Origin of the sequence: Streptomyces sp. NPDC017520 (assembly GCF_044329855.1) — a bacterium.
Classification (GTDB): Bacteria; Actinomycetota; Actinomycetes; order Streptomycetales; family Streptomycetaceae; genus Streptomyces.
Window position 1 is genome coordinate 1 of sequence record NZ_JBIRKB010000012.1, and the last position, 23,817, is coordinate 23,817.

A 23,817-nucleotide genomic window follows, 5' to 3' on the forward strand; every position below is an offset into this window, starting at 1 on the left:
GCCACGAACTGGAGGAGGTCGGCCGGGAGTACGCCGCCGACGCCATCGTCGTGGGGGGGGGGGGGCGGCCCCGGGCCCGGCGCGGGGGGGGGGGGGGGGGGGCGGCCCCCCCCCCCCCCCCCCCCCCCCCCCCCGCCCGCATTCCGGCTTCCTGCCCCGCTTCACGCCGTGGTGTCTACACCCACGTGTCCAGCCACATCCGGTCCCGCCACAGGTCCTCCGGGATCTGCGTCCCGGTGAACAGCGGCCAGAAGTAGATGAAGTTCCAGACGATCAGGAGCACCAGCACGCCCACCGTGATCGCCCCCAGCGTGCGGCGGCGTTCGCCGGTGGGGTCCTGGGTGGTGAGGCCGAGTTCGGCCCGGGTGCCCGTGCCCGCCGCCGGGCCCGCGATCGCGCCCAGCATCATCGTCACGGCCAGACACAGGAACGGGACGAAGACCACCGCGTAGAAGAGGAAGATCGTCCGCTCCTGGTAGAAGAACCAGGGCAGCCAGCCCGCCACCACACCGCAGGCGATCGCGCCCGCCCGCCAGTCGCGGCGGAAGAACCAGCGCCAGAGCACGTACGCGAGGGCGAAGCAGGCCAGCCACCACAGCAGCGGGGTGCCGATGGCGAGCACCTCGCCGGCGCACTTGCCGGTCGCCGATTCCTTGCAGCCCGCCTGCTCCTCGTAGTAGTACGACACGGGCCGGCCCAGCACGAGCCAGCTCCACGGGTTGGACTCGTAGGTGTGGCCCGAGGTCAGGCCGACGTGGAAGTCGTACACCTGGTTCTCGTAGTGCCACAGGCTGCGCAGCCAGTCCGGGAACAGCCAGCCCCAGGAGGAGTCCTTGCCCTCGGTGGCCGCCCAGTTCCGGTAGTAGCCCTTGTCCGTGACGATCCAGCCGGTCCACGACACGACGTACGTGACGATCGCCACCGGCACCGTGGAGAGGAACGCGGGAACCAGGTCGCGGCGCAGCACCGCCTGGTACGGGTGCACGGCCCCTGCCGTGCGGCGCGCCCCGACATCCCACAGGACCGTCATCAGGCCGAACGCGGCCAGGACGTACAGGCCGTTCCACTTCGTGGCGAAGGCCAGGCCCAGCATCACGCCCGCCGCCAGCCGCCACGGCCGCCATCCCAGGCGCAGGGTCTCCGCGATCCGGGCGTCCGGGCGCAGCACCCCCTCCTCGTCGACCGGCAGCGCGCCGGCCAGTCGGCGGCGGGCATGGTCGCGGTCGGCCACCAGGCAGCCGAACGCGGCCAGCACGAAGAACATGACGATCAGGTCGAGCAGCGCGGTCCGGCTCATCACGAAGTGCAGCCCGTCCACCGCGAGCAGCAGCCCCGCCAGGCAGCCCAGGAACGTGGAGCGGAACAGCCGCCGGCCGATCCGGCAGAGGAGGAGCACGGAGATCGTGCCGAGCACCGCCACCATGAAGCGCCAGCCGAACGGCGTGAAGCCGAACAGCTGCTCGCCCAGCCCGATGATCCACTTGCCGACCGGCGGATGCACCACATAGCCCGGGTCGGTCGGGATCGGGACGGAGGAGGGGTCCTTCAGGATCAGTTTGTCGACGTCCTTGGGCCAGGACCCCTCGTACCCCTGGTTGACCAGCGCCCACGCGTCCTTCGCGTAATACGTCTCGTCGAATATCACCGCGTGCGGCTGGTCCAGCCGCCAGAAGCGCAGCAGCCCGGCGACCAGCGTCACCAGCAGCGGGCCGCCCCAGCCGGCGCACCGCACCAGCCGGTCGGCCACGTGCGGCGGGATCGCGAGCACCGACCACACCTGCCGCCCGGGCCGGGTGTACGGCGGGTCCAGCCGGTCGCGGAGAGAGGTCTCCCGGCGGGGAACATGGCCGAAGCGGCGCAGCCGCCGTTGCCAGGAGGTCGGCTGTTCGCCGAGCGGCTCCCCGGCGTCTTGGCCCCGCCGGGTCTCGGGTGCGGTACTCGTCACCGCGCCATCGTAGGGAACGCATCTGTGCTCAGGGCGCTGCCCGTGCTGCGAGGATGGCTGTTGTGACTGGAACGACTGGAACGCTCGTGCTCGCAGGGACCCCCATCGGTGACGTGTCGGACGCCCCGCCACGCCTCGCCGCCGAACTGGAGCGGGCCGACGTCGTCGCCGCCGAGGACACCCGGCGGCTGCGCCGGCTCACCCAGGCGCTCGGCATCCACACCTCGGGGCGTGTCGTCTCCTACTTCGAGGGGAACGAGTCGGCCCGTACGCCGGAACTCGTCGAAGCCCTGACCGGCGGAGCGCGTGTCCTGCTCGTCACGGACGCGGGCATGCCGTCCGTCTCCGACCCCGGCTACCGGCTCGTCGCCGCCGCCGTGGAGAAGGACATCCGCGTCACCGCCGTCCCGGGGCCCAGCGCCGTACTCACCGCGCTCGCGCTCTCCGGGCTGCCCGTGGACCGGTTCTGCTTCGAGGGGTTTCTGCCCCGCAAGGCCGGTGAACGGCTCTCCAAGCTCCGGGAGGTCGGGGACGAGCGGCGCACCATGGTCTTCTTCGAGGCCCCGCACCGGCTCGACGACACGCTCGCCGCGATGGCGGAGGTCTTCGGCGACGGGCGCCGCGCCGCCGTGTGCCGGGAGCTGACCAAGACGTACGAGGAGGTCAAGCGCGGTCCGCTCGGCGAGCTGGCCGTGTGGGCCGCCGACGGCGTACGCGGGGAGATCACCGTCGTCGTGGAGGGCGCCACCGACTCGGGCGACGAGGGGCTGGACGCCGAGGAGCTGGTGCGGCGCGTGCGCGTGCGCGAGGAGGCGGGGGAGCGGCGCAAGGAGGCGATCGCCGCCGTCGCCGCCGCCGCGGGGCTGCCCAAGCGGGACGTCTTCGACGCGGTGGTGGCCGCCAAGAACGCCGAGAAGAGCGAGGGGAAGAGCGCCGAGAAGGGCGCTCCGCCGAAGCCGTAGCGCCTAGGGCGTCTCGGTCAGCAGGCCGTACGCCGTCGCGACGAACGTGTCCGCCCGGTGCACCCGCCGCGTCGCCGTCGCCGCCACCGCGAGACCCGTGTCCGGGCGGAAGCCCAGGAACGCCTGCTGGCCGAGGGTCGCTCCCGCGTGGAAGAGGACCGGGCCGTACGGGGACGGGTGGTGGAACCACGTGAGCGTGTGGGTGTGCGCGTGCCGCAGGCCCCGCCGCAGCAGGGGGCGGGACACGTCGGCGAGCGCGGCGCCCAGCGTCGGGTCCCGGAGGCCGGGCCCGCCCGGACGGTCCTCCAGGTGCGCCTCCAGGAACGTCAGCAGGTCCAGCGGGGTCGCCCGGACCGCGCCTGCCGCCGTGAAGCCCCCGGTGTCCAGCGCGGGCACCGGCGTCCCGTCGCGGCGGTGGCCGACCGCCTCCGCGCCCTCCGGCCCCGGGCGCAGCCGGGTCGCGTCCAGGCGCAGCGGGGCCAGCACCTGCTGGTGCAGCAGGACCTCCCACGGGGTGCCGGTGGCCGCCGCCAGGGTGTGGCCGAGGACCGAGACGGCGAAGTTCGAGTAGTGCCAGCGGGTCCCGGGCCGGCGGCGGGGGCGGGCCCGCAGGAAGGCCCGGACCACCCGGTCGGCCGGGTAGCCGCCGTACGGGTCGGTGGACCAGCGGGGCACCGCCTGCGGGTAGAAGTCGGCGGGCAGGCCCGGCAGCCCCGAGGTGTGGGTGAGCAGATGGCGCAGGGTGATCCGGCGCACCGCCGGGTGCACCGGGAGGCCCGGGGCCAGCAGGTCCGCCGCCCGGTCCGCGTACCGCACCCGGCCCTGCGCCACCAGCCGCGCCAGCAGCAGCCCCGCGTACGGCTTCGACGCCGAGCCCAGCTCGTAGCCCAGCAGCTCACGGGGGACCGGGCCGGGCTCCCCGCTGCCCCCGGTGTGGACGGTGCGCACCCCGTTCCGGCTGACCGCGAGCACCAGGTCGGGCGCGTCGATCGCACCGGCGGCCTCGGACAGGAGGCGTGCGGTGGCCGGGGAGCCGGGGGTGTCCACACGGACCGCCGTCGTGTCGGTCATGCCGGGGCCGGGGCGGCGGAGAGGTCGGACAGGGCCCGGGACATCGCGAGCGCCGAGGCGAACGCGGCGACCAGCGTCGGGTGGTAGACGAGGTCGAACACCGACTCCTCGTCGCCCTCCGGCATCCCGCCGACCACCGGCATCGCCCCGTCCGGCTGCTGGGCCTGCGCGAGCCCCTGCCAGGCCGCCGGGTCCAGCGTCGGTTCGGGGAGGCACGCGTCGACGACCAGCAGCTCGCCCAGCAGGTCCCAGCGCTTCAGGTCCAGCCAGTCGTCCAGCCAGACCGGCAGCCACAGCGCCAGGTACTCCGCGATGTCGGCGGGCAGCCCGGCCGGCTTCTCGCCCCAGTCGGTGAGGTGGAAGACCGTGTGCGTGATGTCGTAGCCGATGTGGCCCTCGACCGTCCACGGCTCCGCCCGCCGCGCCAGCCAGGTGTGGGCCAGCGCCGCCGTCTCCGGAATGCTCGGCTCCACCCCGAAGCGACGCTCGATCGCGCTCAGGCCGAGCCGCCGCACCGGCAGCACCTCCAGCGCCGCCCAGCTGGCCAGCCGGTGGTTGAGCCGGATCGCGGACTCCAGATCCGGCTGCCGGTAGCCCAGCTCCCGGAACGGTACGTAGACCTCCAGCGGCACCGGCGACAGCGGTTCGCGCCGCTGGCCCTCCAGCAGCCGCGCACCGGAGTCCAGCAGCTCGTGCCAGGCGTGGTCCAGGAGCTTGTGGGCCAGGGAGGACTGCTGCGCGCCGGCCACACCCTCGCGGAAGATGACCTTGCCGATCAGCGCCAGCTCGCCCAGCGGCTTGAAGCGGTCCAGCATCCCCGCCTCCGGCGGCGGGTCGGTCTCCAGCCGAAACCCCTCCCGGTGTTCGTACAGCCAGCCCAGGGCCTTCGCCCCGACGTCGTGGATCTGCTGGACGCCGCTGCTCATGCGGTCCGCCTTTCCCGGCCGGGCGCGGACCCGTCCGTCTGCCCCGGTGACCGCAGCGACCTCAGGGACAGGGCCGCGGCGAAGGCCGTGACGAGCGTGGAGTGGTAGCAGTCGATGAAGGGGTAGGGGTCCGGGGCCGTCGTGTCCCGTACCGGTGGGCCGGTCTCCGGGACGCAGCCGCTCCCGTGCTGTACGTCGGCGAGCACCGGCCACACCGCGTCCAGCAGCGGCCCCGGCGCCGGGCCCGGCAACGAGGCGGCCACCGCCAGCAGTTCGCCCGTCAGGTCCCACTGGCCGCTCTCCAGGCAGCCGTCGGCCCACGCGGGCAGCCAGGTCCGCAGATAGTCGTCGATCCCCGCGGGGACCCGGTCGGGCATCAGGCCCCAGTCCGTGAGGTGGAAGACGGTGTGGGTCAGCGCGTAGCCGGAGGGGCCCTCGAACATCCAGGGCTCGGACAGGCCGCCCAGCCAGGTCCGGGACAGGACCGCGCCCGCGTCGGTGTGGGTCACCACGCCGACCCGCCGCTCGGAGTTGACCAGGCCCAGCTGCCGGTTGGCGTGCTGCTCGGTGTGGGCCCAGGCGCGGGTCGCGGTGAGCGGGCGGGCCAGGGCCTCGAAGCCCTCGTGGCGCAGCCCGTACCCGGCGAAGGCGGCGTAGATCTCGTACGGGTACGCGGCGAACGGCTCGGCGCGCAGCAGCTCCAGCAGCAGCTCACCCGCCTCCACCTGCTCCCAGGCGTACGCGACGAGCTCCCCGGACAGCTCGTGCTCCGGGGAGCCGGGGGCGGTGGCGCGGCGGATCGTGGAGCCGAGCTGGGCCAGCTCGCCCAGGGGCTTCAGCGAGGCGTTGACCTGGGTGTGGGGTTCCAGGACGTCGTCGGGGAGCGCGAAGCGCGCCCGGTGCGCGTCGGTCCAGGCGAGGGCTCCGCGCAGGACGCCGGGGAGGACCGCGAGCGCGCCGCCGGGGACCGGGTGCTCCCGGTGGGCCCCGGGCCCCGGACCCGGCCCCGGGCGCCCCCGCGGGCCCTCGGCCGGACGGTCCTGGGAGGGGCCCTCGGTCGCGGTCGTGGTCACCGTGGCCTCGCTTCGGCCATCAGCCGGGCGGCCCGCACATGGAGGGCGACCCTGGGGTCGTGGCCGCCCATCAGCTCGACGAAGTCCAGGCCGCGCTCCAGGCCCAGCGTCGCCGGTTCGCCGCCGATCGCCGCGAGCCAGCGCCCCGCGCCCGCCGCCTGGAGCCAGTCGCGCCGCCGGACCGCGCGGACGAAGCCGCGCGACAGGTCGACGGCCCGGTCCGTCGCGGCCTGTCGCACGGCCGAGGGGGCGGCCGGGACGGCCAGCGGTGCGAGGACCGAGAGCTGGTGGGTGAACGCCTGCCAGGGCGCCCCCTCCAGCCAGGCGGCGTCGGGCTCCGCGTACGCCGCGGGGGCGGCCGCACCCGGGGGAGGCGGCGTCATCCGCTGGAGCGTGGAGATCATGTGCCAGTGGCTCCAGGCCGTCGCGGCCGGAGCGTCGGGCTTCGGCGGGAACTCCCGCACCGCCCGGTCGAGCACGGCGACGTCACCCGGATGCGGATGACGTCCGTAGAGAACACTGGGCAGCAGCAGGTCGGCCCCGATGACCCGTGCCGCCGCGATTCCGGTCCGATTCTCCTCGTCGATTCCCGCCGCGCCGCACACCGTGGCGAGGTGGTCCCCGCTCCGAAGAGCGAGGACCACCTCTGTTGCCAGGTCATGCACGGCGCCCGCGAGGGGCGACGAAGCATGTGTCTGGTCCATGTGCCGTCGACTAGCCCTTCTTCGGGCGCGGGGTCGGGGGCGAGAGCAGCAGCGCGCCGCCGCCCGCGAGAAGCGCGAGATAGGCGCATTCACGGGAGTCGCGGTACAGGCCTTCGACCTCGCCCGGGTTGAGGGCGGCGTCGAGGTCGAGCTCGACGTCGGTAGCAGTGGTGTCCGTGGTGAACATGGGTTGTTCCCCGTCCTGTGGGAAATGGGGTGGACGTAACGAGTGAAAAGGAGGAATGGGTGCGCCGCAAATCGGCGTCCGACATCCGGGGAAATCGCGCTTTCAATTGAATGGTGAATTCATGGGGCGCGGGCAGGGAAAAAGCCTGGGAATTCAGGGAAGCGAGGCGGGTGGACGGGGGTGGTGCGCCGGGCGCATTCAGGACGGGCGCACGGCGCGCTCGGGGGCGCTCGGTGGTCCGGCGGTCACGCGCCGCCCTCTCTTGGTCCACTCCACTGCCATGCGTCGGCAAAGGGCCTCCAAAGGAGGCCAAGAACGCACCAACATCGGCTCCGAGCTGGTGCGTCCGTACGGGTGCAGGTGTCCACTGGAAGGGAGACGGGCCACCCGCTCGAAACCTCGGGCGGGCCGCCCGTCCCCGGAGCGCGTGACCCGCGGCCAAGAGGAGCAGGCATGAGCGAGATCGCAGCCACCACTGTCCATGAGGCGTATGCCTTCGCCTGCATGAAGTGCGGGTACGGCTGGGAGCAGTCCTACGAGATAGAGCACCACGTCGACGTCCACGGTCACGCCTTCGTCGTCTACACGGCGGACGGCGAGCGCGTGCCCTCCCCGCTCTCCACGCCCACCTGCACGAACTGCGGCGGACACGTGGTGCGCATCATGCGGGCGGGGCGGGTCGCCGGCGTCCAGGAGCTGCTGCGGAGGCAGCGGATACCGCGCGCGGCATCCGAGGCCGCCGCGAAGGACCGGACGGTGTCGACCGCCGCCGCCCCGGCCCGCCACTGGCGCCTGGCCGACCTGCTCCACCCCTTCCACCGCAAGTGAGTCACCCCGCAGGTGAGGCACCGGGGGTGACAGCGGCCTGGCGCCCCGGGCGACACCGGCCGGCCACCGCAGCTGACATGACACGGACCAACCACTGCGGGTGACGTGATCCTTCCAGCGCGGACGGGGTGGGCCTTCCGTCGCGGATGACGTACCCGGGTGGCTTCCGCAGCCGACGGTCGTACGAGGGTGGGGCCCTCGTACGATCGTCGGCATGAGCCGTACCGAAGCCCCGCCGCTGCCCGAGCCCCTGCGGGTTCCGGTCGCCGACTCCCACACCCACCTGGACATGCAGGACGCCACCGTGGAGGAGGCCCTCGCCCGGGCCGCCGCGGTGAACGTGACGGCCGTCGTCCAGGTCGGCTGCGACGTGACCGGCTCCCGCTGGGCCGCCGACACCGCGGCCGCGCACCCCGCCGTACACGCCTCGGTCGCCCTGCACCCCAACGAGGCCCCGCGCATCGTCCACGGGCACGCCGAGGGCACCGCGCGGCAGGGTGCGAGGGAGCCCGGCGGCAGGGCAGCGCTGGAGGAGGCGCTGGCGGAGATCGACGCGCTGGCCGCACTCGACCACGTACGCGGGGTCGGCGAGACGGGCCTGGACTTCTTCCGCACCGGACCCGAGGGGGTCGCCGCCCAGGAGGAGTCCTTCCGGGCCCACATCGAGATCGCCAAGCGGCACGGCAAGGCCCTGGTCATCCACGACCGCGACGCGCACGAGGACGTCCTGCGGGTCCTGCTCGACGCGGGCGCGCCCGAGCGGACCGTGTTCCACTGCTACTCCGGCGACGCCGACATGGCCCGGATCTGCGCGCGGGCCGGGTACTTCATGTCCTTCGCGGGCAACGTGACCTTCAAGAACGCCCAGCCGCTGCGGGACGCCCTGGCCGTCGCCCCGACCGAGCTGGTCCTCGTCGAGACGGACGCCCCCTTCCTCACGCCCGCCCCGTACCGCGGGCGGCCCAACGCGCCCTACCTCATCCCGGTCACGCTCCGCGCCATGGCCGAGGTGAAGGGCCTGGACGAGGACGTGCTGGCCGCCGCGATCTACGACAACACAGCGCGCGCGTTCGATTTCTGACCGCCGGGCGGGCCCGGCTTCCGACCGTCGGGCGGGCCCGGTTTCCGACCGCCGGGGCCCCCGCGGGCACGCTTTGCGGCCGGGCCGCGCCGCGGCCGTAGGCTTACCGGGTGAGCAGCACAGAGCCCGACGCCCTCCTGGGCCCCGCAGACATCCGCGACCTGGCCGCGAAGCTGGGCGTACGCCCCACCAAGCAGCGCGGTCAGAACTTCGTCATCGACGCCAACACCGTCCGCCGCATCGTGCGCACGGCCGAGGTCCGCCCGGACGACACCGTCGTCGAGGTCGGCCCCGGGCTCGGCTCGCTGACCCTGGCGCTGCTGGAGGCGGCGGACCGCGTCGTCGCGGTGGAGATCGACGACGTGCTCGCCGCCGCGCTGCCCGCCACGGTCCGGGCCCGGATGCCGGAGCACGCCGACCGCTTCGCCCTGGTCCACTCCGACGCGATGCTGGTCACCGAACTGCCGGGCCCGGCCCCGACCGCGCTCGTGGCGAACCTCCCGTACAACGTGGCCGTGCCCGTCCTGCTGACCATGCTGGAGCGCTTCCCCAGCATCGAGCGGACCCTCGTCATGGTCCAGGCCGAGGTCGCCGACCGGCTGGCCGCCCGCCCCGGCAACAAGGTCTACGGCGTGCCGTCGGTGAAGGCCAACTGGTACGCCGAGGTGAAGCGCGCCGGGTCCATCGGCCGCACCGTCTTCTGGCCCGCCCCGAACGTCGACTCCGGGCTCGTCTCCCTGGTCCGGCGCACCGAGCCCATCGCCACGACCGCGAGCCGCGCCGAGGTCTTCGCCGTCGTGGACGCCGCCTTCGCCCAGCGCCGCAAGACCCTGCGCGCCGCGCTCTCCGGCTGGGCAGGCTCCGCGCCCGCCGCCGAGGCGGCGCTCGTCGCCGCCGGGATCTCCCCGCAGGCGCGCGGGGAGGCGCTGACGGTGGAGGAGTTCGCGGCGATCGCCGAGAACAAGCCGGAGCCGGCCGCATGAGTCGCTCGCACACCGGAGGCGGCCCGGTGAATCCCGTGGGTACGGCCGTCACCGTCCGCGTCCCCGCCAAGGTCAACGTCCAGCTGGCCGTGGGCGCCGCCCGCCCCGACGGCTTCCACGACCTGGCCAACGTCTTCCTCGCCGTCGGCCTGTACGACGAGGTCACCGCGGCCCCCGCCGACGGACTGCGCATCACCTGCTCGGGCCCGGACGCCGCCCAGGTCCCGCTGGACACCACCAACCTCGCCGCCCGCGCCGCCCTCGCGCTGGCCGAGCGGTACGGCGTCGAGCCCGCCGTCCACCTGCACATCGCCAAGGACATCCCGGTCGCCGGCGGCATGGCGGGCGGCAGCGCCGACGGGGCCGCCGCGCTCGTCGCCTGCGACGCCCTGTGGGGGACCGGCGCGAGCCGCGACGAGCTGCTGGCCATCTGCGCGGAGCTGGGCAGCGACGTGCCGTTCAGCCTGGTCGGCGGGGCGGCGCTCGGCACCGGACGCGGCGAGAAGCTGACCCCGATCGAGGTCGGCGGAACGTTCCACTGGGTGTTCGCGGTGGCGGACGGCGGCCTCTCCACGCCCGCCGTGTACGGGGAGTTCGACCGCCTCACGGCCGGTACCGAGGTCCCGGAGCCGACCGCTTCCCCCACCCTCCTCGCCGCCCTGCGCTCCGGCGACTCCGGCGCACTCGCGAAGGCCCTGGGCAACGACCTCCAGCCCGCCGCGCTCTCCCTGCGCCCCTCCCTCGCCGAGACCCTGGCCGCGGGCACCGAGGCGGGGGCCCTGGCCGCCCTGGTCTCCGGGTCCGGGCCGACGACGGCGTTCCTGGTCGAGGACGAGTCGGCGGCCCGCGAGGTGGCCGACGCGCTCATGGCCTCCGGGACGTGCCGCGAGGCGCGCACGGCGGTGTCGCCCGCACCGGGCGCCAAGGCGATCTGACCCCCACGCGTCTCCTTCCCCGGCCCTCCGCCCCTCCGCCCCTCCGCCCCTCCGCCCCTCGTACTCACCCGGGATCTGAGTACGGCCGCGCTGCCGCTTCCCGCCCGGCCCGCGCGACCGTACTCCCATGGGATCAAGTGTTCGTGAACTGGCCGGGGCGACGCCCGCCACCCGGGACCGCTACGTCGACCTCCTGCGGGTCGCCTCGCTCGGCGCGGTCGTGCTCGGCCACTGGCTGATGGCCGCCGTCACCCCGGACGGGGTGGGCAACCTGCTCGCCGTCGTCCCCGGGCTCCAGCCGCTGACCTGGCTGCTCCAGGTCATGCCGGTGTTCTTCTTCGTCGGCGGCTTCTCCCACGCGCTGTCCTACCGCTCCCTGCTCCGCAAGCGGTCCGAGGCCGCCTCCGGAGTCTCGACGGACTCCGTCTACTCCGCGTTCCTGCGCGCCCGCCTCCAGCGGCTGCTGCGCCCGACCATGATCTTCGTCCTGGTGTGGGGCGCGGCGGCGCTGCTGGTCCAACTCCTCGGCGGGGGCGGCGGACTGACCGGCGTCACCCTGCGCATGGTGACCCAGCCGCTCTGGTTCATCGGAATCTACCTGGCGATGGTCGCGTTCACCCCGCCGCTGCTGAAGCTGCACGAGCGGTACGGCTGGGGGGCCTTCGCCGGACTGGCCGGGGCGGCGCTCGCGGTGGACGTGCTGCGCTTCGCGGCCGGAGCCCCGTACGTCGAGTTCCTCAACTTCGCGTTCGTCTGGCTGGCCGTCCACCAGCTCGGCTTCCTGCGCGCCGACGGCCGCATCCGCCGCCCCGCACTCCTCGCCGGGGCGGGCCTGGTCACCGCCGGCGCGCTGGTGGCGTTCGGGCCGTACCCGCTGTCCATGGTCGGGATGCCCGGCGAGAAGGTCAGCAACATGGCCCCGCCCACCCTCGCCCTGCTCTGCCACGGCCTCTGGCTCGTCGGCGCGGTCGAACTCCTCCGCGCCCCGGCCGCCCGTCTGCTGGAGCGCCCCCGGGTCTGGCGCACGGTGGTGGCGGCCAACGGGGTGGCGATGACCGCGTTCCTCTGGCACCTCACGGCGATGTTCGGGGTGTACGGGGCGCTGCTCGCCCTCGGCGTCGAGCTGCCCGAGCCGGCGTCGGCCGCCTGGTGGGCCCAGGTCCCGCTGCGGCTCGCCCTCGCGGCGGCCCTCACCGCCGGGCTCGTCGCCGCCTTCCGCACCTTCGAACGCCCGGTCTCCGGGGCCTCCGGGGCCTCCACGACCCCCGGAGGGGCCGGGGGCGGCCCCCTCGCCGCCCTCGGCGCGACGCTCTGCCTGCTCGGCGTACTGGGCCTGTCGATGGTCGGCTTCGGCGGCCTGCTGGAGGGCCGTACCGCCCTGCTGATCGCGATCCCCGTCAGCGCCCCGGCCGCCGTCGCGATGACCCTGGGCGGCTGGCTGCTGGTGGAGCGGGCGGGGCGGGGGGCCGGTGTACGGGCCGGGAATCAGCGGCCGTAGTGGTACCGGCAGGCGGCGATACGGACCTCGTCGTCGACCACCTTGTAAATGAGCCGGTGCTCGTCGGTGATGCGGCGTGACCAGTACCCCTGGAAGCCGTGCTTCAGGGGCTCCGGCTTGCCCATTCCCTCGTTGCCGTTGCGGGCGATGTCCTGGAGCAGCGCGTTGATCCTCTTGAGGATCTTCCGATCCTGGTTCTGCCGCCAGACGTAGTCGTCCCAGGACGACTGGTCCCACACGAACTTCACTCCGCGAGCTCCCGCACCGTGCCGCCGCCGTTCTCCAGACGGTCGATCGAGGTGAGCAGCCGACGGGCGTTCTCCGGGCTCCGGAGCTGGTACGCGGTCTCCTTGAGGGACTCGTACTCATCGAGCGCCACTATCACCACGGGCTCATGCCCGGCGCGCGTGACCACGACTTCCTCGCGGTCGTCCACGACGGCGCTCAGGGTCTCGGCGTACTTCGCGCGGGACTCGGTGTAGGTCATCGTGCGCATGATCGCCTCCCGTGCTGTCTGTACAGCATCCTGTACGTACGGGAAAGTGTACGGCTCCCCGAGAGGCGGCGGCAAGGGAGGCCGGGCCACCACGGCCCTTCCCGCCCCTACGCCGCCCGGGGCGTCTCGCAGCCGTGGTTCTCCGCCGAGCGCTCGGCGAAGCGGCGGAGGGCGGCCCGCAGCCCCCGGTGGTCCACGACCGGCGCCGCGAGCTTCCGGTCGTCCGCGTCGCCGAGGGTGTCCACCTGGAACAGGGCGGTCCCGCCCGCGCCGGGGCACCGGGCGGCCAGCGCGTAGGTGCCGGTCGGCGCGTCCGGGCCCGTGCGGGCGGCGGCGTCGCCGTCCTGCCATTCGTCCAGCCGGACGCGGGCGTACCGGGCGGACGGCCCGTAGGACGCGGTGAATCCGTACAGGAACGCGCCGCGCAGACCGCCCAGGACGCAGTTCTCCAAAGGCGCCGGGGCCGCCGTGATCTCCTGCACCGTGCGTACGCCCCACCGGGCGGCCGTCTCCCCGTCCAGCAGGCCCGCACAGCTTCCCGTCGCCGCGGTGACGGGTTTGTAGTCCCTGCGGGTCGTCGTGACGCCGACCCGCTTCACCCGCCCGCCGACCGGAGCCGCGCAGCTGGTCCGCCGGGCGTACGCCGAGGCCGTCTCCGTGAGGACGGCGACGAGCCGCTCCCGGGCCACCGGGTCGTCGAAACCGCCCCGGCCGAGATCGGCCTCCGCCGTCATCAGCTGCCCGTAACCCGACTCCTTGCCGCAGCTCAGCATCAGGACGGCCCCCGCCTCGTCCGTGTCCTCGTCGTCCGGGTCGAACCGGAAGGACCCGGTCCAGCCATGCCCCAGGGGGGCGTCGAACCCGTCGGAGCCCTCCAGGTTCGTCATGCGTTCGGTCCTTCCGGCCCACAGCACCAGGCCGGCGTCCGTGTCGTCGTCGGACGCGCTGACCGTGCAGTGCCGCCGGTCGCCCCAGCGGGCCGACGAGGTCAGGGATATGCCGTCGAACAGCTCCCGCACCGCCCCGGCCGCGAGATCGCCCTCGCAGGCCGAGTCCAGCGCCCGGTCGTCGCGCCAGGAGTCGTAGCCGCCGGAGACCCAGAAGACTCCTCCCGCCAGCACCGCCGCGGTCGCTGTCCAGACCGCCGTACGGCGTACCCACCGTCTGCGCCGGAAACGGACGTCGCTCACTTCCACACCTTTCCGAGGACCTTCGCCGCACGGCAGCCGGACGAGGTCAGATACGCGTCGAGGATGCGGTCGGCCCGGTCGGCCGCGAGCGCGGCCGCGGCCGTTGTCACCGTCACCCGGCTCAGCGTCCGGGCCCCCGAGCACGAGGACTCGGCCCAGACGGCCAGCACGTAGGACTTCTCGCCGCTCCCCGGCTCCGGGTCCCGGGACAGGGCGGCCAGCTCGGCCCCGTACACCGTGCGCGCCTCGGACAGCAGCGGCCCCCGCCAGCTCGACGAACTCACCTCGGCGAAGTGGTCCAGCCGATTCGCCGGCTTCGCACGCGGCACCCTCAGGAAGCAGGCGTCCGCGTCGTCGGCCGTGACGCCGTCAGGTCCCCGGTCGTCGCGCCCCCAGGCCTTGCCGTCGAGCATCCCGGGCCGGAACCAACGGCAGGCGGGCGGGACCTCGTCGGACTCCCCGGCCCCGTCTCCCGCGGGCCTCGGCAGCGGCCTTACGTCCGAGGGCTCCACCGCCGCACCTCCGCAGCGGCCCCGGTCACGCACGTGGTTGGCTACCGCCGCCACCGCGCTGCCCAGCTCCTTCGCCGAACCCTCCGACCCGTCCGCGTCCAGCGAGGCGTGGACACGGAACCGGGTCACCGGCCGGGGATAACCGGGCAGACCGGCCGGGCAGGCGGCGGTGACCTGGGTGGTGGCGCGGAGGTACGCGGTGGCCCAGCGGGGCTCCTTCGCGGTGTGCGCGGAGATGATGTCCGCGGGCCGCACGCCGGACAGCGGAACGTCCAGCACCGGCACCGCCGCGAGATCCAGCGTCCCGTCCTCGCCCCAGTTCAGCGAGCACCGCAGCAGGGTGCGCGGCCCCCGCCCGGACGGCCCGGTCAGGTCCAGGTCGTCGCGCAGCTCCCAGGTCTCGTCCCCGGGCAGCAGACCGCGCACCGTCTCGCGCGGCAGAACACCACCGCAGGCCGTTTCCAGGACCTCGGCGTTGTGGGCGTCGCGCCGCTCGGACCGGACGAGGAGGAAGCCGGCCGACAGCACCGCGGCGAGCACCACCGCGGTCGCTTTCGGCAGCACCCGGTGACCGATGAACCGTTCCCACGCCGTTGCCGCCACGTCGCCCCCCCGGCCCGCCCTTGATCAGTGGGCGCACGGTATCGCACGCCGCCGGTCCTGCGGCGGGCACGGACACGGAGCGGGCGGTCAGCCCAGCTTCAGGGTCCTCTTCGCCAGTTCGAACGCCGGCAGCATCGCCGTGTGCTCCTCGGAGTCCATCCCGCCCAGGTGCACCACGACCGGACCCTCGGGCGTCGCGACGGCGAAGGCGCGCTCCTTCTTCTGCTCGTCCAGCAGTTCGCTGTGGCCGGTGTATCCGACCTCGGCGCCCGCGAGCGCACCGGCCTTCACCTGCGTGTAGACGGCATCGCTCGTGGTCTCGCCCGCGTTCGGGGAATCCGCCACGAACGCCTCCAGAACCGCGCGCGGGTCGTCCTCGGACGGCTCGCCCTGCCACACCCGGAGGAAGCCGATGTTGCCCGCCGGCTTGGCGTCGATCTCGCAGACCACCTTCACCGTGCCCTGCTCGGTGAGGTCGGCCAGTGCCTCGGCCAGCTCGGGGTCCAGCTCGGAGCCCGGATCCGTCGAGGTCCCCCGCGGTTTCCAGTGCGCGGCGATGTCGAAGGTCACCGGCAGGTCGCACGCCGAACCCGCGCCTCCGACCCGGCCGCCCTTCTCCGCCACCTTCGTGGCGTCGGCCCCGTTCTTGTCGGTTCCGGCCTTGTCGGTTCCGGTCCTGTCGGCCCCGGCCGTGCCCGCCCCGGTCTTCTCCGCCCCCGCCTCGGCCGCCGCCCTCGCGGGTGCGCTGCTCGCCGCCGGCCCGCCCGGGCTCCCGTCGCCCGCCCCGGTCGACGACGAACAGCCGACCAGCGTCACCGTCAGGACCGCCGGTATCAGGCCCCGTACCGTTCCACGCGCCATCGTCATGAAGTCCCCACCCCGCATCGTCTTCCGCACCACCCCGACCCGGGGCTGCTCCCCATGATCGATCGCGGCACGTTATCGCGCTCCGCGTGGCGACTACTCTGGTACGTCGAGCGGTCCTCACCCCAGGGACCCCCGGGACAGGAGTGAAATGGCCGTCAATCTGGTCAATGTCGAGCAGGTCAGCAAGGTGTACGGCACCCGTGCCCTGCTCGACGGTGTATCCCTCGGGGTCTCCGAGGGCGACCGGATCGGTGTCGTGGGCCGCAACGGCGACGGCAAGACCACCCTCATCCGGATGCTCGCCAAGCTGGAGGACGCGGACACCGGCCGCGTCACCCACAACGGCGGGCTGCGACTCGGCGTCCTCACCCAGCACGACTCCCTGGACCCGGAGAAGACCATCCGCCAGGAGGTCATCGGCGATCTCGCCGACCACGAGTGGGCGGGCAGCGCCAAGATCCGCGACGTGCTCACCGGGCTCTTCGGCGGCCTCGCCCTCCCCGGCTTCGAGCACGGGCTCGACACCGTCATCGCCCCGCTCTCCGGAGGCGAGCGCCGCCGCATCGCGCTGGCCAAGCTCCTCATCGACGAGCAGGACCTGATCGTCCTCGACGAGCCCACCAACCACCTCGACGTCGAGGGCATCTCCTGGCTGGCCGGCCACCTGCGGACCCGGCGCTCCGCCCTCGTCTGCGTCACCCACGACCGGTGGTTCCTCGACCAGGTCTGCACCCGCATGTGGGACGTCCAGCGCGGCACCGTCCACGAGTACGAGGGCGGCTACAGCGACTACGTCTTCGCCCGCGCCGAGCGGGAGCGCATCGCCGCCACCGAGGAGTCCAAGCGGCAGAACCTCATGCGCAAGGAGCTGGCCTGGCTGCGCCGCGGCGCCCCCGCCCGTACCTCCAAGCCGCGCTACCGCATCGAGGCCGCCAACGAACTCATCGCCGACGTGCCCCCGCCGCGCGACACCAGCGAGCTGATGAAGTTCGCCAACGCCCGCCTCGGCAAGACCGTCTTCGACCTGGAGGACGTGACCGTCCAGGCCGGCCCCAAGACCCTCCTCACCCACCTCACCTGGCAGCTCGGCCCCGGCGACCGCATCGGTCTGGTCGGCGTCAACGGCGCGGGCAAGACCTCGCTGCTGCGCGCGCTCGCCCAGGCCGCCCGCACCCAGGGCGACGAGCAGCCCGCCGCCGGGAAGGTCGTCGTCGGCAAGACCGTCAAGCTCGCCTACCTCTCCCAGGAGGTCACCGAGCTCAACCCGAACCTCCGGGTCCTGGAGGCCGTCCAGCAGGTGCGTGACCGGGTCGACCTCGGCAAGGGCCGCGAGATGACCGCCGGCCAGCTCTGCGAGCAGTTCGGCTTCACCAAGGAGAAGCAGTGGACGCCCGTCGGCGACCTCTCCGGCGGTGAGCGCCGCCGGCTCCAGATCCTGCGGCTGCTGATGGACGAGCCCAACGTCCTCTTCCTCGACGAGCCCACCAACGACCTCGACATCGAGACCCTGACGCAGTTGGAGGACCTCCTCGACAGCTGGCCCGGGTCGATGATCGTGATCTCCCACGACCGGTTCTTCATCGAGCGGACCACCGACCGGGTCATGGCGCTCCTCGGCGACCGCGCCCTGCGCATGCTGCCGCGCGGGATCGACGAGTACCTGGAGCGCCGGCAGCGGATGGAGGAGGAGTCCACCCCCTCCGCAGCCGCGCCCCGTACGTCCACCGCACCCGCCGCGGCCCCGGCCGTCTCGGCTCAGGAGGCACGCGCCGCGAAGAAGGAGCTCCAGAAGGTCGAGCGGCAGCTCGACAAGCTCTCCACCCGGGAGACCGCGCTGCACAAGCAGATCGCGGACAACGCGACCGACTTCGAGAAGGTCGCGGGCCTCGACGCCGAACTGCGCGAACTCGTCACCGAGCGGGACGAGTTGGAGATGCGCTGGCTGGAGCTGGCCGAGGACGCCTGACGGACGGCGGTGCGGCAGGTGGTAGAACGGGGCGGTAGGGGCCGTACGTTCGAGGGGGACCACGCCGATGTCGCAGCCGCCGCCGCAAGGCGGGCCGGGGGAGCAGGAGGGCTTCGGCGCTCCGTACGAACCGCGGCCCGGCGCGTACGGGAACCCCGTGCCGCCCCCTCACCAGCCGCAGTCCCGGCCCGGCCCGTACGGTCAGCCGCCCGCCGCGCCGTACGGCTACCCGCAGCCGCCCGCCGCGCCGTACGGTCACCCGGGGCCCCGGCCCTCGCCCCCGGGCGGGCGCTCGCGGGGCCGGGTCGCGGGTCTCGTCGCCGCCGTGCTCGCCGGCGTCCTCGTCATCGGGACCGGCGTCTGGTTCGCGGTGGGCGGCGATGACGGCGCCGACGACGGGAAGCCCGTCGCGAAGGAGAGCACCGCCCCGAAGCGGCCCGGCGCCGGGCCGGGCCCGAGGGCGACGCCCGCCCCGGGAGCCGCGGAGATCAACAAGGGACGCAAGAAGGGCGAGGCGAAGGCCCGCTGGGTCCAGCGCAACGGCGTGGACCTGCCGGGGGGTGGCGCCTCCGCCCTCGGCCCCTGGGTCGTCGGCGATGTCGTGGCCAAGGCCATGTACCGCACGGCGTCCGGCTATTCGCTCGACGACGGCGCGCGGAAGTGGAGCCTGCGGCTGCCCTCCGACGTCTGCGCGGCACCCACCCGGCCGACCGCGGACGGGAAGACCGTCATCGGGCTCCTGACCGACACCTCCACGGAGAACGCGGTCTGCGACAAGCTCCAGATGATCGATCTGGCCACCGGCGAGGCGGGCTGGTCCGCGACCTTCGAACGCGCGCCGACGCAGGACGGGCTCGCCAACATCGTCATGGCGATCAGCGGCGACGTCCTGACGATCGGGCGCGTCGGCCGAACCGATGCCTACCGGGTCAGTGACGGCAAGCACCTGTGGGACAGGCTGCCCGGCCCCTGCCAGTCGTACGGTCTCGCCGGCGGAGCCGTCCTGCTCGCCGCTGTCAGCTGCCGCGACCAGCCGGCAGGCGAGTCCGGGGCCGAGCCCGACGACGTCGTCGAGGAACTGCGGCGCATCGACCCGTCCACCGGCCGGACCCTGTGGACGTACGAGGCCGAGAAGGGCTGGCTGATCGATCAAGTCCACTCCGTCGACCCACCGGTGATCTCACTCCGCAAGGGCGGGGCGGTGGAGGGCGAGTGGGCGATCACCGTCCTCGACGCCGACGGAACCTTCCGCTCCCGGCCCATCGCCGGCGACGACGTCCCCGAGGCCCGGTGCACCGGCATGCGCCGGACCGTGGGCGCGAACCTCGACACCTGCGTCGGCGTGACCGCCGACGCCGACACGCTCTACACCGCCACGAAGCACCGGTTCGCGGACGGGGTGCTGACCAACGACGTCATCGCCTTCGACATGAGCACCGGCAAGAAGAAGTGGAAGGTCCCCGCACCCGTCGGCCAGACCCTGATGCCGCTGCGCGTCGAAGGCGGCAGGGCGCTGATCTACCTCAGCCCGCCCGGCGCGAAGAGCAAGGCCAAGGGCGTCGGCGGCGGCATCGTGGAGCTCGGGCCGGACGGCGGCGCACCGCGGCAGGTCCTGCGCCACCCGGCGTCGGCCGCGGTGACCGAGCGCACCTTCACCGATCCGCTCGTCCTCTACACCGGCGGCCGCTCGCTGCTCATGCTCACGTATGTCTCCGCGGCCACCGACGAGGAGGAGATGGAGCTGCCGGCGATGATCGCCTTCGGTGACTGACCATCACCTCCCGCCGGGGCGTAACGGAGGCATCACAAGGCGGTTCTCCCTTGGGAACAGGGGTTGGCCCGAACCGGTGCCCGGCGGCGGGCGGGTGGTAGAAAGAAGCCCCGCCCGACTGTCGTAACACCGCGGAAGCCATGCCCGATTCGCTCCTTTCCGAGGGGAATTGATCCTCTTGGGAATGCGGGGGAGACCGATTCGCGCACCGGGCCGCACGAAGGGGGACGTGCTGATATGAGCCAGCCGCCCAGCCAGCAACCGCCGCAGGGAGGCTTCGGGGCTCCGCAGGAGCCGCCGAACGGAGCTCCTCAGCAGCCCCAGGACCAGCCGAACCTGGCGAACCCGCAGCAGACGCCGCCCGGTCAGCCGCCCCAGGGGCCGCCCCCCGCGCAGCCGCCCGGACCCCCGGCCGGCCCGCCGCAGACGCCCCCGCCGGGCACCCCGGCGTACGGCTATCCGCAGCAGCAGCCCCCGGCCGGGCCCGGCTACGGCTACCCGCAGCAGCCCGGCCAGGCATCCGGTCCGTACGGCCAGCAGGCCCCCGGACCGTACGGCCAGCAGCCCCCCGGACCGTACGGCCAGCAGCCCGGCCCCTACGGTCAGCAGGCCCCCGGCCCGTACGGTCAGCAGGCCCCGGGCCCGTACGGTCAGCAGGCCCCGGGCCCGTACGGTCAGCAGCCCCAGCCCGGCTACGGCTACCCGACGCAGCAGCACCCCGGCGCCCCCGCCCCCGGCGGCCCGGGCTCCGGCCCCGGCGGGTTCCTCAAGAACAAGACCGGCATCGTGGTCGCGGCGGCGCTCGCCGTGGTCCTGGTCGCCGGGGCGGGCACCTGGTTCCTCGTGAGCGACGGCGGGGACGACCCCAAGAAGCCCGTCGCCGGCACGAGCACCGACCCCAAGCCCCCCAGCGAGTCGCCGACGGTCGACGAGGGCGACGGCACCGGTGACGGCCGCGAGGGCAACGACGACCTCAACGCCGGGCGCAAGCCGGGCGAGGCCAAGGTCGCCTGGCTCCAGAAGAACGACGTCGACCTGCCGCGCGGCGGCGCGTCCGTCGAAGGCCCCTGGTTCACCGGCGACCTGGTCGCCAAGGCCATGTACCGCGGCGTCTCCGGCTACTCCGTCGCCGACGGCAAGCAGAAGTGGACGCTGAAGCTCCCCGCCGATGTGTGCGCCACGCCGAACACCGCGACCGCCGACGGCAAGCTCGTCATCGGCGTGAAGGACGGCACCACCGACCGGGCCAAGTGTTCCGTCCTCCAGATGATCGACCTCAACACCGGCAAGGCCGGCTGGAAGAAGACGATCAAGAAGAACGGCACCTGGGACTTCCTGTCGGACATCGGTCTGGCGATCAGCGGAGACACCGTCACGGTGGGGCGCACCGGCAACTCCAACGCCTACCGCGTCAGCGACGGCAAGGAGCTGTTCGGCAACCCCGAGGGCAACTGCAAGCCCTTCGCCTTCGCCGGCGGCGCGAAGCTGATCGCCGCCGCCAGCTGCCGCACCGACGACGCCAAGAACCCGCAGCACCAGGTCCAGGAGCTGGACCCGGTCACCGGCAAGGCCAAGTGGACGTACCAGCCCGCGCGCGGCTGGGAGGTCAGCAAGGTCTACTCGGTCAGCCCGCTCGTCGTCAGGTTCGACAACGAGGCGAAGAAGCAGTACGGCATCGCGGCGCTCACCGAGAGCGGCAAGCTCCGTTCGCAGCTCGCACCCGCGCAGGGCGACAAGCTCACCGTCGACTGCGGGGGCAGCTTCGCGGTCTTCGGCGAGAAGCTCGAAGGGTGCAGCGGCGTCGCCGCCGACGCCAACACCTTCTACATCGCGACCGAGGACGACAGCAGCGGGACCTCGCGGACCAACAAGGTCATCGCGTTCAACCTGAACACCGGGAAGCCCAAGTGGGAGGCGCCCGCCCCGGCCGAGCGCGTTCTGAAGCCGCTGGGCATGGAGGGCGGCGACGTGCTGCTCTACATGCGGCCGAAGTACGACACCGCCGGCGCACTCGTGACCCTGCCGCCGACCGGCGGCACTCCCAAGACGCTGCTCCAGCACCCGGCGTCGGCCGGCCGGATCGAGAACGGCTTCTTCTCGTCCAAGGTCCTCTACCAGGACGGCCGCTCCTACATCTTCAGCAAGCGTGTGAGCGCGAGCAACGACAAGGAAGAGCTGGAGCAGTCGACGATGCTGGTGTTCACCAAGTGACGGTCCGCCACGGCATCCGACCGCGGTCGGCCCCTCCCGGCCCCACGCGCCCCCACACCCACTCGTCTCCCGAGGTACGCACGCCATGACCCAGCCGCCCCAGCCGCCGAACACGCCCCCGCCCGCCGGTCCGCCCTCCGGTGGGTTCGGCGCGCCGCAGGACCCACCGCCGGGAGGGTTCGGGCAGCCGGCCCCGCCGCCCGCGGACCCCTTCGGCAAGCAGCCGGAGCAGCCGCCGCAGCAGCCCGCCGCCCCGCAGGACGCGCCCGCCGGGGGCTACGGCACCCCGCCGCCGGCCGGCGGCTACCCCACCCCGCCCGCGCCGCAGCCCAACGGGTACGGCTACCCCCAGGCCCCGCAGCAGGGCTACGGCTACCCGCAGGGGCCCGCCGGGCATCCCGGACAGCCCGGGATGCCCCAGCAGGGCTACGGCTACCCGACCCAGCCGATGCAGCCGCAGTACGGGGCCCCGCAGCCGGCCGGCGACGGCGGCAAGAAGTTCTCCACCCAGATGCAGATCATCGTCGCCGCGGCCGTCGCCGTGGTGCTGATCATCGGCGGCGGGATCATCTACGCCTCCACCGGCGACGACAAGGGCGGCACGGACGAGGCCTCCTCGTCCGGCGCCACCGGCGGCGAGGCCAAGGGCGGCGAGGGCGGCCTGGCCGGCGGCGAGGAGAAGGCGCCCGCCAACACCAAGTCCACGGTCGCCTTCCAGTTCCCGGAGCCGGTGGTCACCGACATCACCACGGTCGCGGGCTCCTGGGTCACCGACAAGGCGTATGTCAAGTCCGGCATCGCCGAGGTCACCGGCTACGACCGCGACAAGGGCACCAAGCTCTGGTCCTTCCCGCTCGCCGGCGAGATCTGCACCGTGTCCCGGCACATGAGCAAGGACTACAAGGCGGCCATCGTCTTCCAGGAGACGAAGCCGACCAAGGAGAACAAGTACCCGTCGTGCAACCAGGTCGGCGTGATCGACCTGAGCGCCGGCAAGCTCCTGTGGAGCAAGAGCGTGACCTCCGCCACCGGCGGTGACCGGCCGATCCGCTTCGACGAGGTCACGCTCAGCGGGACCACCGTCGCCGCGGGCGGAACCTCCGGCGGGGCGGCCTTCAAGCTGGCCGACGGCGCCTCACTCTGGAAGCCGAAGGTCGGCGCGGACGGCTGCTACGACCGCGGCTACGCGGGGGGCGAAGCCCTCGCCGTGGTCCGCAGGTGCGGCACGTCCGACAGCCCGCAGCTCACCGTGCAGGCGCTGAACCCGACGACCGGCGCGCCGCTGTCCTCGTTCCAGATGCCCGCGGGCGTCGAGTACGCGAGCATCGTCTCCACCAAGCCGCTCGTGGTCGCGGCCGACGTCGGCGACACCGCCGGCGACGGCAGCAGCATCTCCGACTTCTTCTCGATCGACGCGGCCACCGGCAAGCTGATCGTCCGCATTCCCGCCGACGCGGACAAGTACGCGGCGGAGTGCGGCTCCACCGATGTCGAGCAGTGCCAGCACATGGCCGTCGGCAACAACCGGCTCTACCTGCCGACCGAGAGGCACGACGGCACCAGCGAGTACGGCGACACGAACGAGATCGTCGCCTTCGACCTGACCACCGGAAAGCTCCTCGGCGGCCGGGCGGACGCGGGCGACCGCCACACCCTGACACCGCTCCGGATGGACGGCACCAGCATCATCGCCTACAAGGAGGGCCCGTACGACAAGGGCGGCCAGGTCGTCTCCATCGACGGCGAAACCTTCAAGCAGACCCTGCTGATGGAGAACCCGAGCGACGAGACCGTCCGGGAGGCCGAGAAGCGGTTCAACATCGGCTCGGCCGAACTCCACTACACCGACGGCCGGTTCTACATGGCGAGCAAGTCGGTCCACAAGCCCAGCACCGTCAACCCCGACGAGAAGCGCTACCTCGTCGTCGCCTACCGCACCGACTGATCACCGCGCTCCCCCGGGGAGCGTCCCGCAGTGCCAGGCCCCGCCGGTCGATCACCTCACCGG

Annotated in this window: 21 protein-coding genes; 10 read left to right on the top strand and 11 right to left on the bottom strand. The window is 73.3% G+C overall.

Going from position 1 to position 23,817, the window contains the following annotated elements; genetic code table 11:
• Positions 1–175: 175 nt before the first annotated feature.
• A complete protein-coding gene (locus ACH4KB_RS26265; protein ID WP_398068360.1) occupies positions 176–1,945 on the bottom strand; it encodes a dolichyl-phosphate-mannose--protein mannosyltransferase in 1,770 nt (589 codons plus the stop codon).
• A gap of 53 nt (positions 1,946–1,998) precedes the next feature.
• On the opposite strand from ACH4KB_RS26265, the gene rsmI reads away from it, so the two are divergent.
• Positions 1,999–2,907, top strand: coding sequence for a 16S rRNA (cytidine(1402)-2'-O)-methyltransferase (gene rsmI / locus ACH4KB_RS26270; protein ID WP_398068361.1), 909 nt, complete (start codon positions 1,999–2,001; stop codon positions 2,905–2,907).
• Positions 2,908–2,910: 3 nt separating this feature from the next.
• Here the strand turns inward: rsmI and ACH4KB_RS26275 are convergent, their stop codons facing one another.
• The 5 genes from ACH4KB_RS26275 to ACH4KB_RS26295 are packed head-to-tail and all read right to left on the bottom strand — an operon-like array spanning position 2,911 to position 6,868.
• Positions 2,911–3,978 (bottom strand): serine hydrolase domain-containing protein, encoded by a 1,068-nt coding sequence (locus tag ACH4KB_RS26275; RefSeq protein WP_398068362.1) that lies wholly within the window; start codon positions 3,976–3,978, stop codon positions 2,911–2,913.
• The gene (locus ACH4KB_RS26280; protein WP_398068363.1) at positions 3,975–4,904 is read right to left on the bottom strand and encodes a DUF6895 family protein; all 930 of its coding nucleotides are present in this window, start codon (positions 4,902–4,904) and stop codon (positions 3,975–3,977) included. The genes ACH4KB_RS26275 and ACH4KB_RS26280 overlap by 4 nt, the downstream gene beginning before the upstream one ends.
• Complete coding sequence (locus ACH4KB_RS26285) at positions 4,901–5,977, bottom strand: DUF6895 family protein (protein WP_398068364.1); 1,077 nt, start codon at positions 5,975–5,977, stop codon at positions 4,901–4,903. Before ACH4KB_RS26285 ends, ACH4KB_RS26280 begins: the two co-directional genes overlap by 4 nt.
• Positions 5,974–6,681, bottom strand: a complete 708-nt coding sequence (locus tag ACH4KB_RS26290) for a hypothetical protein (RefSeq protein WP_398068365.1) — start codon at positions 6,679–6,681, stop codon at positions 5,974–5,976. Before ACH4KB_RS26290 ends, ACH4KB_RS26285 begins: the two co-directional genes overlap by 4 nt.
• Before the next feature lie 10 nt (positions 6,682–6,691).
• A complete protein-coding gene (locus tag ACH4KB_RS26295) occupies positions 6,692–6,868 on the bottom strand; it encodes a hypothetical protein (protein ID WP_098892314.1) in 177 nt (58 codons plus the stop codon).
• Between the two features lie 453 nt (positions 6,869–7,321).
• On the opposite strand from ACH4KB_RS26295, the gene ACH4KB_RS26300 reads away from it, so the two are divergent.
• From ACH4KB_RS26300 to ACH4KB_RS26320, 5 genes are all read left to right on the top strand, one after another.
• Complete coding sequence (locus tag ACH4KB_RS26300; RefSeq protein WP_398068366.1) at positions 7,322–7,696, top strand: hypothetical protein; 375 nt, start codon at positions 7,322–7,324, stop codon at positions 7,694–7,696.
• A 214-nt stretch (positions 7,697–7,910) separates the two neighbouring features.
• A complete protein-coding gene (locus ACH4KB_RS26305) occupies positions 7,911–8,777 on the top strand; it encodes a TatD family hydrolase (protein ID WP_398068367.1) in 867 nt (288 codons plus the stop codon).
• 110 nt (positions 8,778–8,887) lie between these two features.
• A complete protein-coding gene (rsmA, locus tag ACH4KB_RS26310; protein WP_398068368.1) occupies positions 8,888–9,760 on the top strand; it encodes a 16S rRNA (adenine(1518)-N(6)/adenine(1519)-N(6))-dimethyltransferase RsmA in 873 nt (290 codons plus the stop codon).
• Positions 9,757–10,695 (top strand): 4-(cytidine 5'-diphospho)-2-C-methyl-D-erythritol kinase, encoded by a 939-nt coding sequence (locus ACH4KB_RS26315; protein WP_398068369.1) that lies wholly within the window; start codon positions 9,757–9,759, stop codon positions 10,693–10,695. Before rsmA ends, ACH4KB_RS26315 begins: the two co-directional genes overlap by 4 nt.
• A gap of 127 nt (positions 10,696–10,822) precedes the next feature.
• Entirely contained in the window at positions 10,823–12,193 is a 1,371-nt protein-coding gene (locus ACH4KB_RS26320) for an acyltransferase (RefSeq protein ID WP_398068370.1), read from the top strand.
• Here the strand turns inward: ACH4KB_RS26320 and ACH4KB_RS26325 are convergent.
• The 5 genes from ACH4KB_RS26325 to ACH4KB_RS26345 all read right to left on the bottom strand — a co-directional run bounded on the left by ACH4KB_RS26325 (position 12,181) and on the right by ACH4KB_RS26345 (position 15,861).
• Positions 12,181–12,441 carry a Txe/YoeB family addiction module toxin gene (locus ACH4KB_RS26325; protein WP_398068371.1) on the bottom strand — a complete coding sequence of 87 codons (261 nt, stop codon included), beginning with the start codon at positions 12,439–12,441 and terminating at the stop codon, positions 12,181–12,183. The two genes, ACH4KB_RS26320 and ACH4KB_RS26325, sit on opposite strands and share 13 nt — an antisense overlap.
• Positions 12,438–12,689, bottom strand: coding sequence for a type II toxin-antitoxin system prevent-host-death family antitoxin (locus ACH4KB_RS26330; protein ID WP_391068703.1), 252 nt, complete (start codon positions 12,687–12,689; stop codon positions 12,438–12,440). Before ACH4KB_RS26330 ends, ACH4KB_RS26325 begins: the two co-directional genes overlap by 4 nt.
• A gap of 107 nt (positions 12,690–12,796) precedes the next feature.
• Positions 12,797–13,879, bottom strand: coding sequence for a hypothetical protein (locus ACH4KB_RS26335; protein ID WP_398068372.1), 1,083 nt, complete (start codon positions 13,877–13,879; stop codon positions 12,797–12,799).
• A complete protein-coding gene (locus ACH4KB_RS26340) occupies positions 13,876–14,994 on the bottom strand; it encodes a hypothetical protein (protein ID WP_398068373.1) in 1,119 nt (372 codons plus the stop codon). The genes ACH4KB_RS26335 and ACH4KB_RS26340 overlap by 4 nt, the downstream gene beginning before the upstream one ends.
• An 87-nt stretch (positions 14,995–15,081) precedes the next feature.
• The gene (locus tag ACH4KB_RS26345; RefSeq protein WP_398068374.1) at positions 15,082–15,861 is read right to left on the bottom strand and encodes a lipoprotein; all 780 of its coding nucleotides are present in this window, start codon (positions 15,859–15,861) and stop codon (positions 15,082–15,084) included.
• Between the two features lie 148 nt (positions 15,862–16,009).
• Here ACH4KB_RS26345 and ACH4KB_RS26350 point away from each other — a divergent pair, with 148 nt between their 5' ends.
• From ACH4KB_RS26350 to ACH4KB_RS26365, 4 genes are all read left to right on the top strand, one after another.
• Positions 16,010–17,827, top strand: a complete 1,818-nt coding sequence (locus tag ACH4KB_RS26350) for an ABC-F family ATP-binding cassette domain-containing protein (protein WP_398068375.1) — start codon at positions 16,010–16,012, stop codon at positions 17,825–17,827.
• A gap of 67 nt (positions 17,828–17,894) precedes the next feature.
• Entirely contained in the window at positions 17,895–19,598 is a 1,704-nt protein-coding gene (locus tag ACH4KB_RS26355; protein ID WP_398068376.1) for a PQQ-binding-like beta-propeller repeat protein, read from the top strand.
• 237 nt (positions 19,599–19,835) lie between these two features.
• Complete coding sequence (locus ACH4KB_RS26360) at positions 19,836–21,809, top strand: PQQ-binding-like beta-propeller repeat protein (RefSeq protein WP_398068377.1); 1,974 nt, start codon at positions 19,836–19,838, stop codon at positions 21,807–21,809.
• Positions 21,810–21,894: 85 nt separating this feature from the next.
• Positions 21,895–23,754 (top strand): PQQ-binding-like beta-propeller repeat protein, encoded by a 1,860-nt coding sequence (locus tag ACH4KB_RS26365; RefSeq protein ID WP_398068378.1) that lies wholly within the window; start codon positions 21,895–21,897, stop codon positions 23,752–23,754.
• The last annotated feature ends 63 nt before the right edge of the window (positions 23,755–23,817 follow it).

What these genes read in the sequence shown, in the direction of transcription:
- ACH4KB_RS26355 (WP_398068376.1), top strand. Translation starts at nt 17,895, where the DNA reads ATGTCGCAGCCGCCGCCGCAAGGCGGGCCGGGGGAGCAGGAGGGCTTC.
- ACH4KB_RS26330 (WP_391068703.1), bottom strand. Translation starts at nt 12,689, where the DNA reads ATGCGCACGATGACCTACACCGAGTCCCGCGCGAAGTACGCCGAGACC.
- ACH4KB_RS26280 (WP_398068363.1), bottom strand. Translation starts at nt 4,904, where the DNA reads ATGAGCAGCGGCGTCCAGCAGATCCACGACGTCGGGGCGAAGGCCCTG.
- ACH4KB_RS26290 (WP_398068365.1), bottom strand. Translation starts at nt 6,681, where the DNA reads ATGGACCAGACACATGCTTCGTCGCCCCTCGCGGGCGCCGTGCATGAC.
- rsmI (WP_398068361.1), top strand. Translation starts at nt 1,999, where the DNA reads ATGGCTGTTGTGACTGGAACGACTGGAACGCTCGTGCTCGCAGGGACC.
- ACH4KB_RS26305 (WP_398068367.1), top strand. Translation starts at nt 7,911, where the DNA reads ATGAGCCGTACCGAAGCCCCGCCGCTGCCCGAGCCCCTGCGGGTTCCG.
- ACH4KB_RS26350 (WP_398068375.1), top strand. Translation starts at nt 16,010, where the DNA reads ATGGCCGTCAATCTGGTCAATGTCGAGCAGGTCAGCAAGGTGTACGGC.
- ACH4KB_RS26295 (WP_098892314.1), bottom strand. Translation starts at nt 6,868, where the DNA reads ATGTTCACCACGGACACCACTGCTACCGACGTCGAGCTCGACCTCGAC.
- ACH4KB_RS26345 (WP_398068374.1), bottom strand. Translation starts at nt 15,861, where the DNA reads ATGACGATGGCGCGTGGAACGGTACGGGGCCTGATACCGGCGGTCCTG.
- ACH4KB_RS26300 (WP_398068366.1), top strand. Translation starts at nt 7,322, where the DNA reads ATGAGCGAGATCGCAGCCACCACTGTCCATGAGGCGTATGCCTTCGCC.
- ACH4KB_RS26365 (WP_398068378.1), top strand. Translation starts at nt 21,895, where the DNA reads ATGACCCAGCCGCCCCAGCCGCCGAACACGCCCCCGCCCGCCGGTCCG.
- ACH4KB_RS26360 (WP_398068377.1), top strand. Translation starts at nt 19,836, where the DNA reads ATGAGCCAGCCGCCCAGCCAGCAACCGCCGCAGGGAGGCTTCGGGGCT.
- ACH4KB_RS26320 (WP_398068370.1), top strand. Translation starts at nt 10,823, where the DNA reads ATGGGATCAAGTGTTCGTGAACTGGCCGGGGCGACGCCCGCCACCCGG.
- ACH4KB_RS26315 (WP_398068369.1), top strand. Translation starts at nt 9,757, where the DNA reads ATGAGTCGCTCGCACACCGGAGGCGGCCCGGTGAATCCCGTGGGTACG.
- ACH4KB_RS26275 (WP_398068362.1), bottom strand. Translation starts at nt 3,978, where the DNA reads ATGACCGACACGACGGCGGTCCGTGTGGACACCCCCGGCTCCCCGGCC.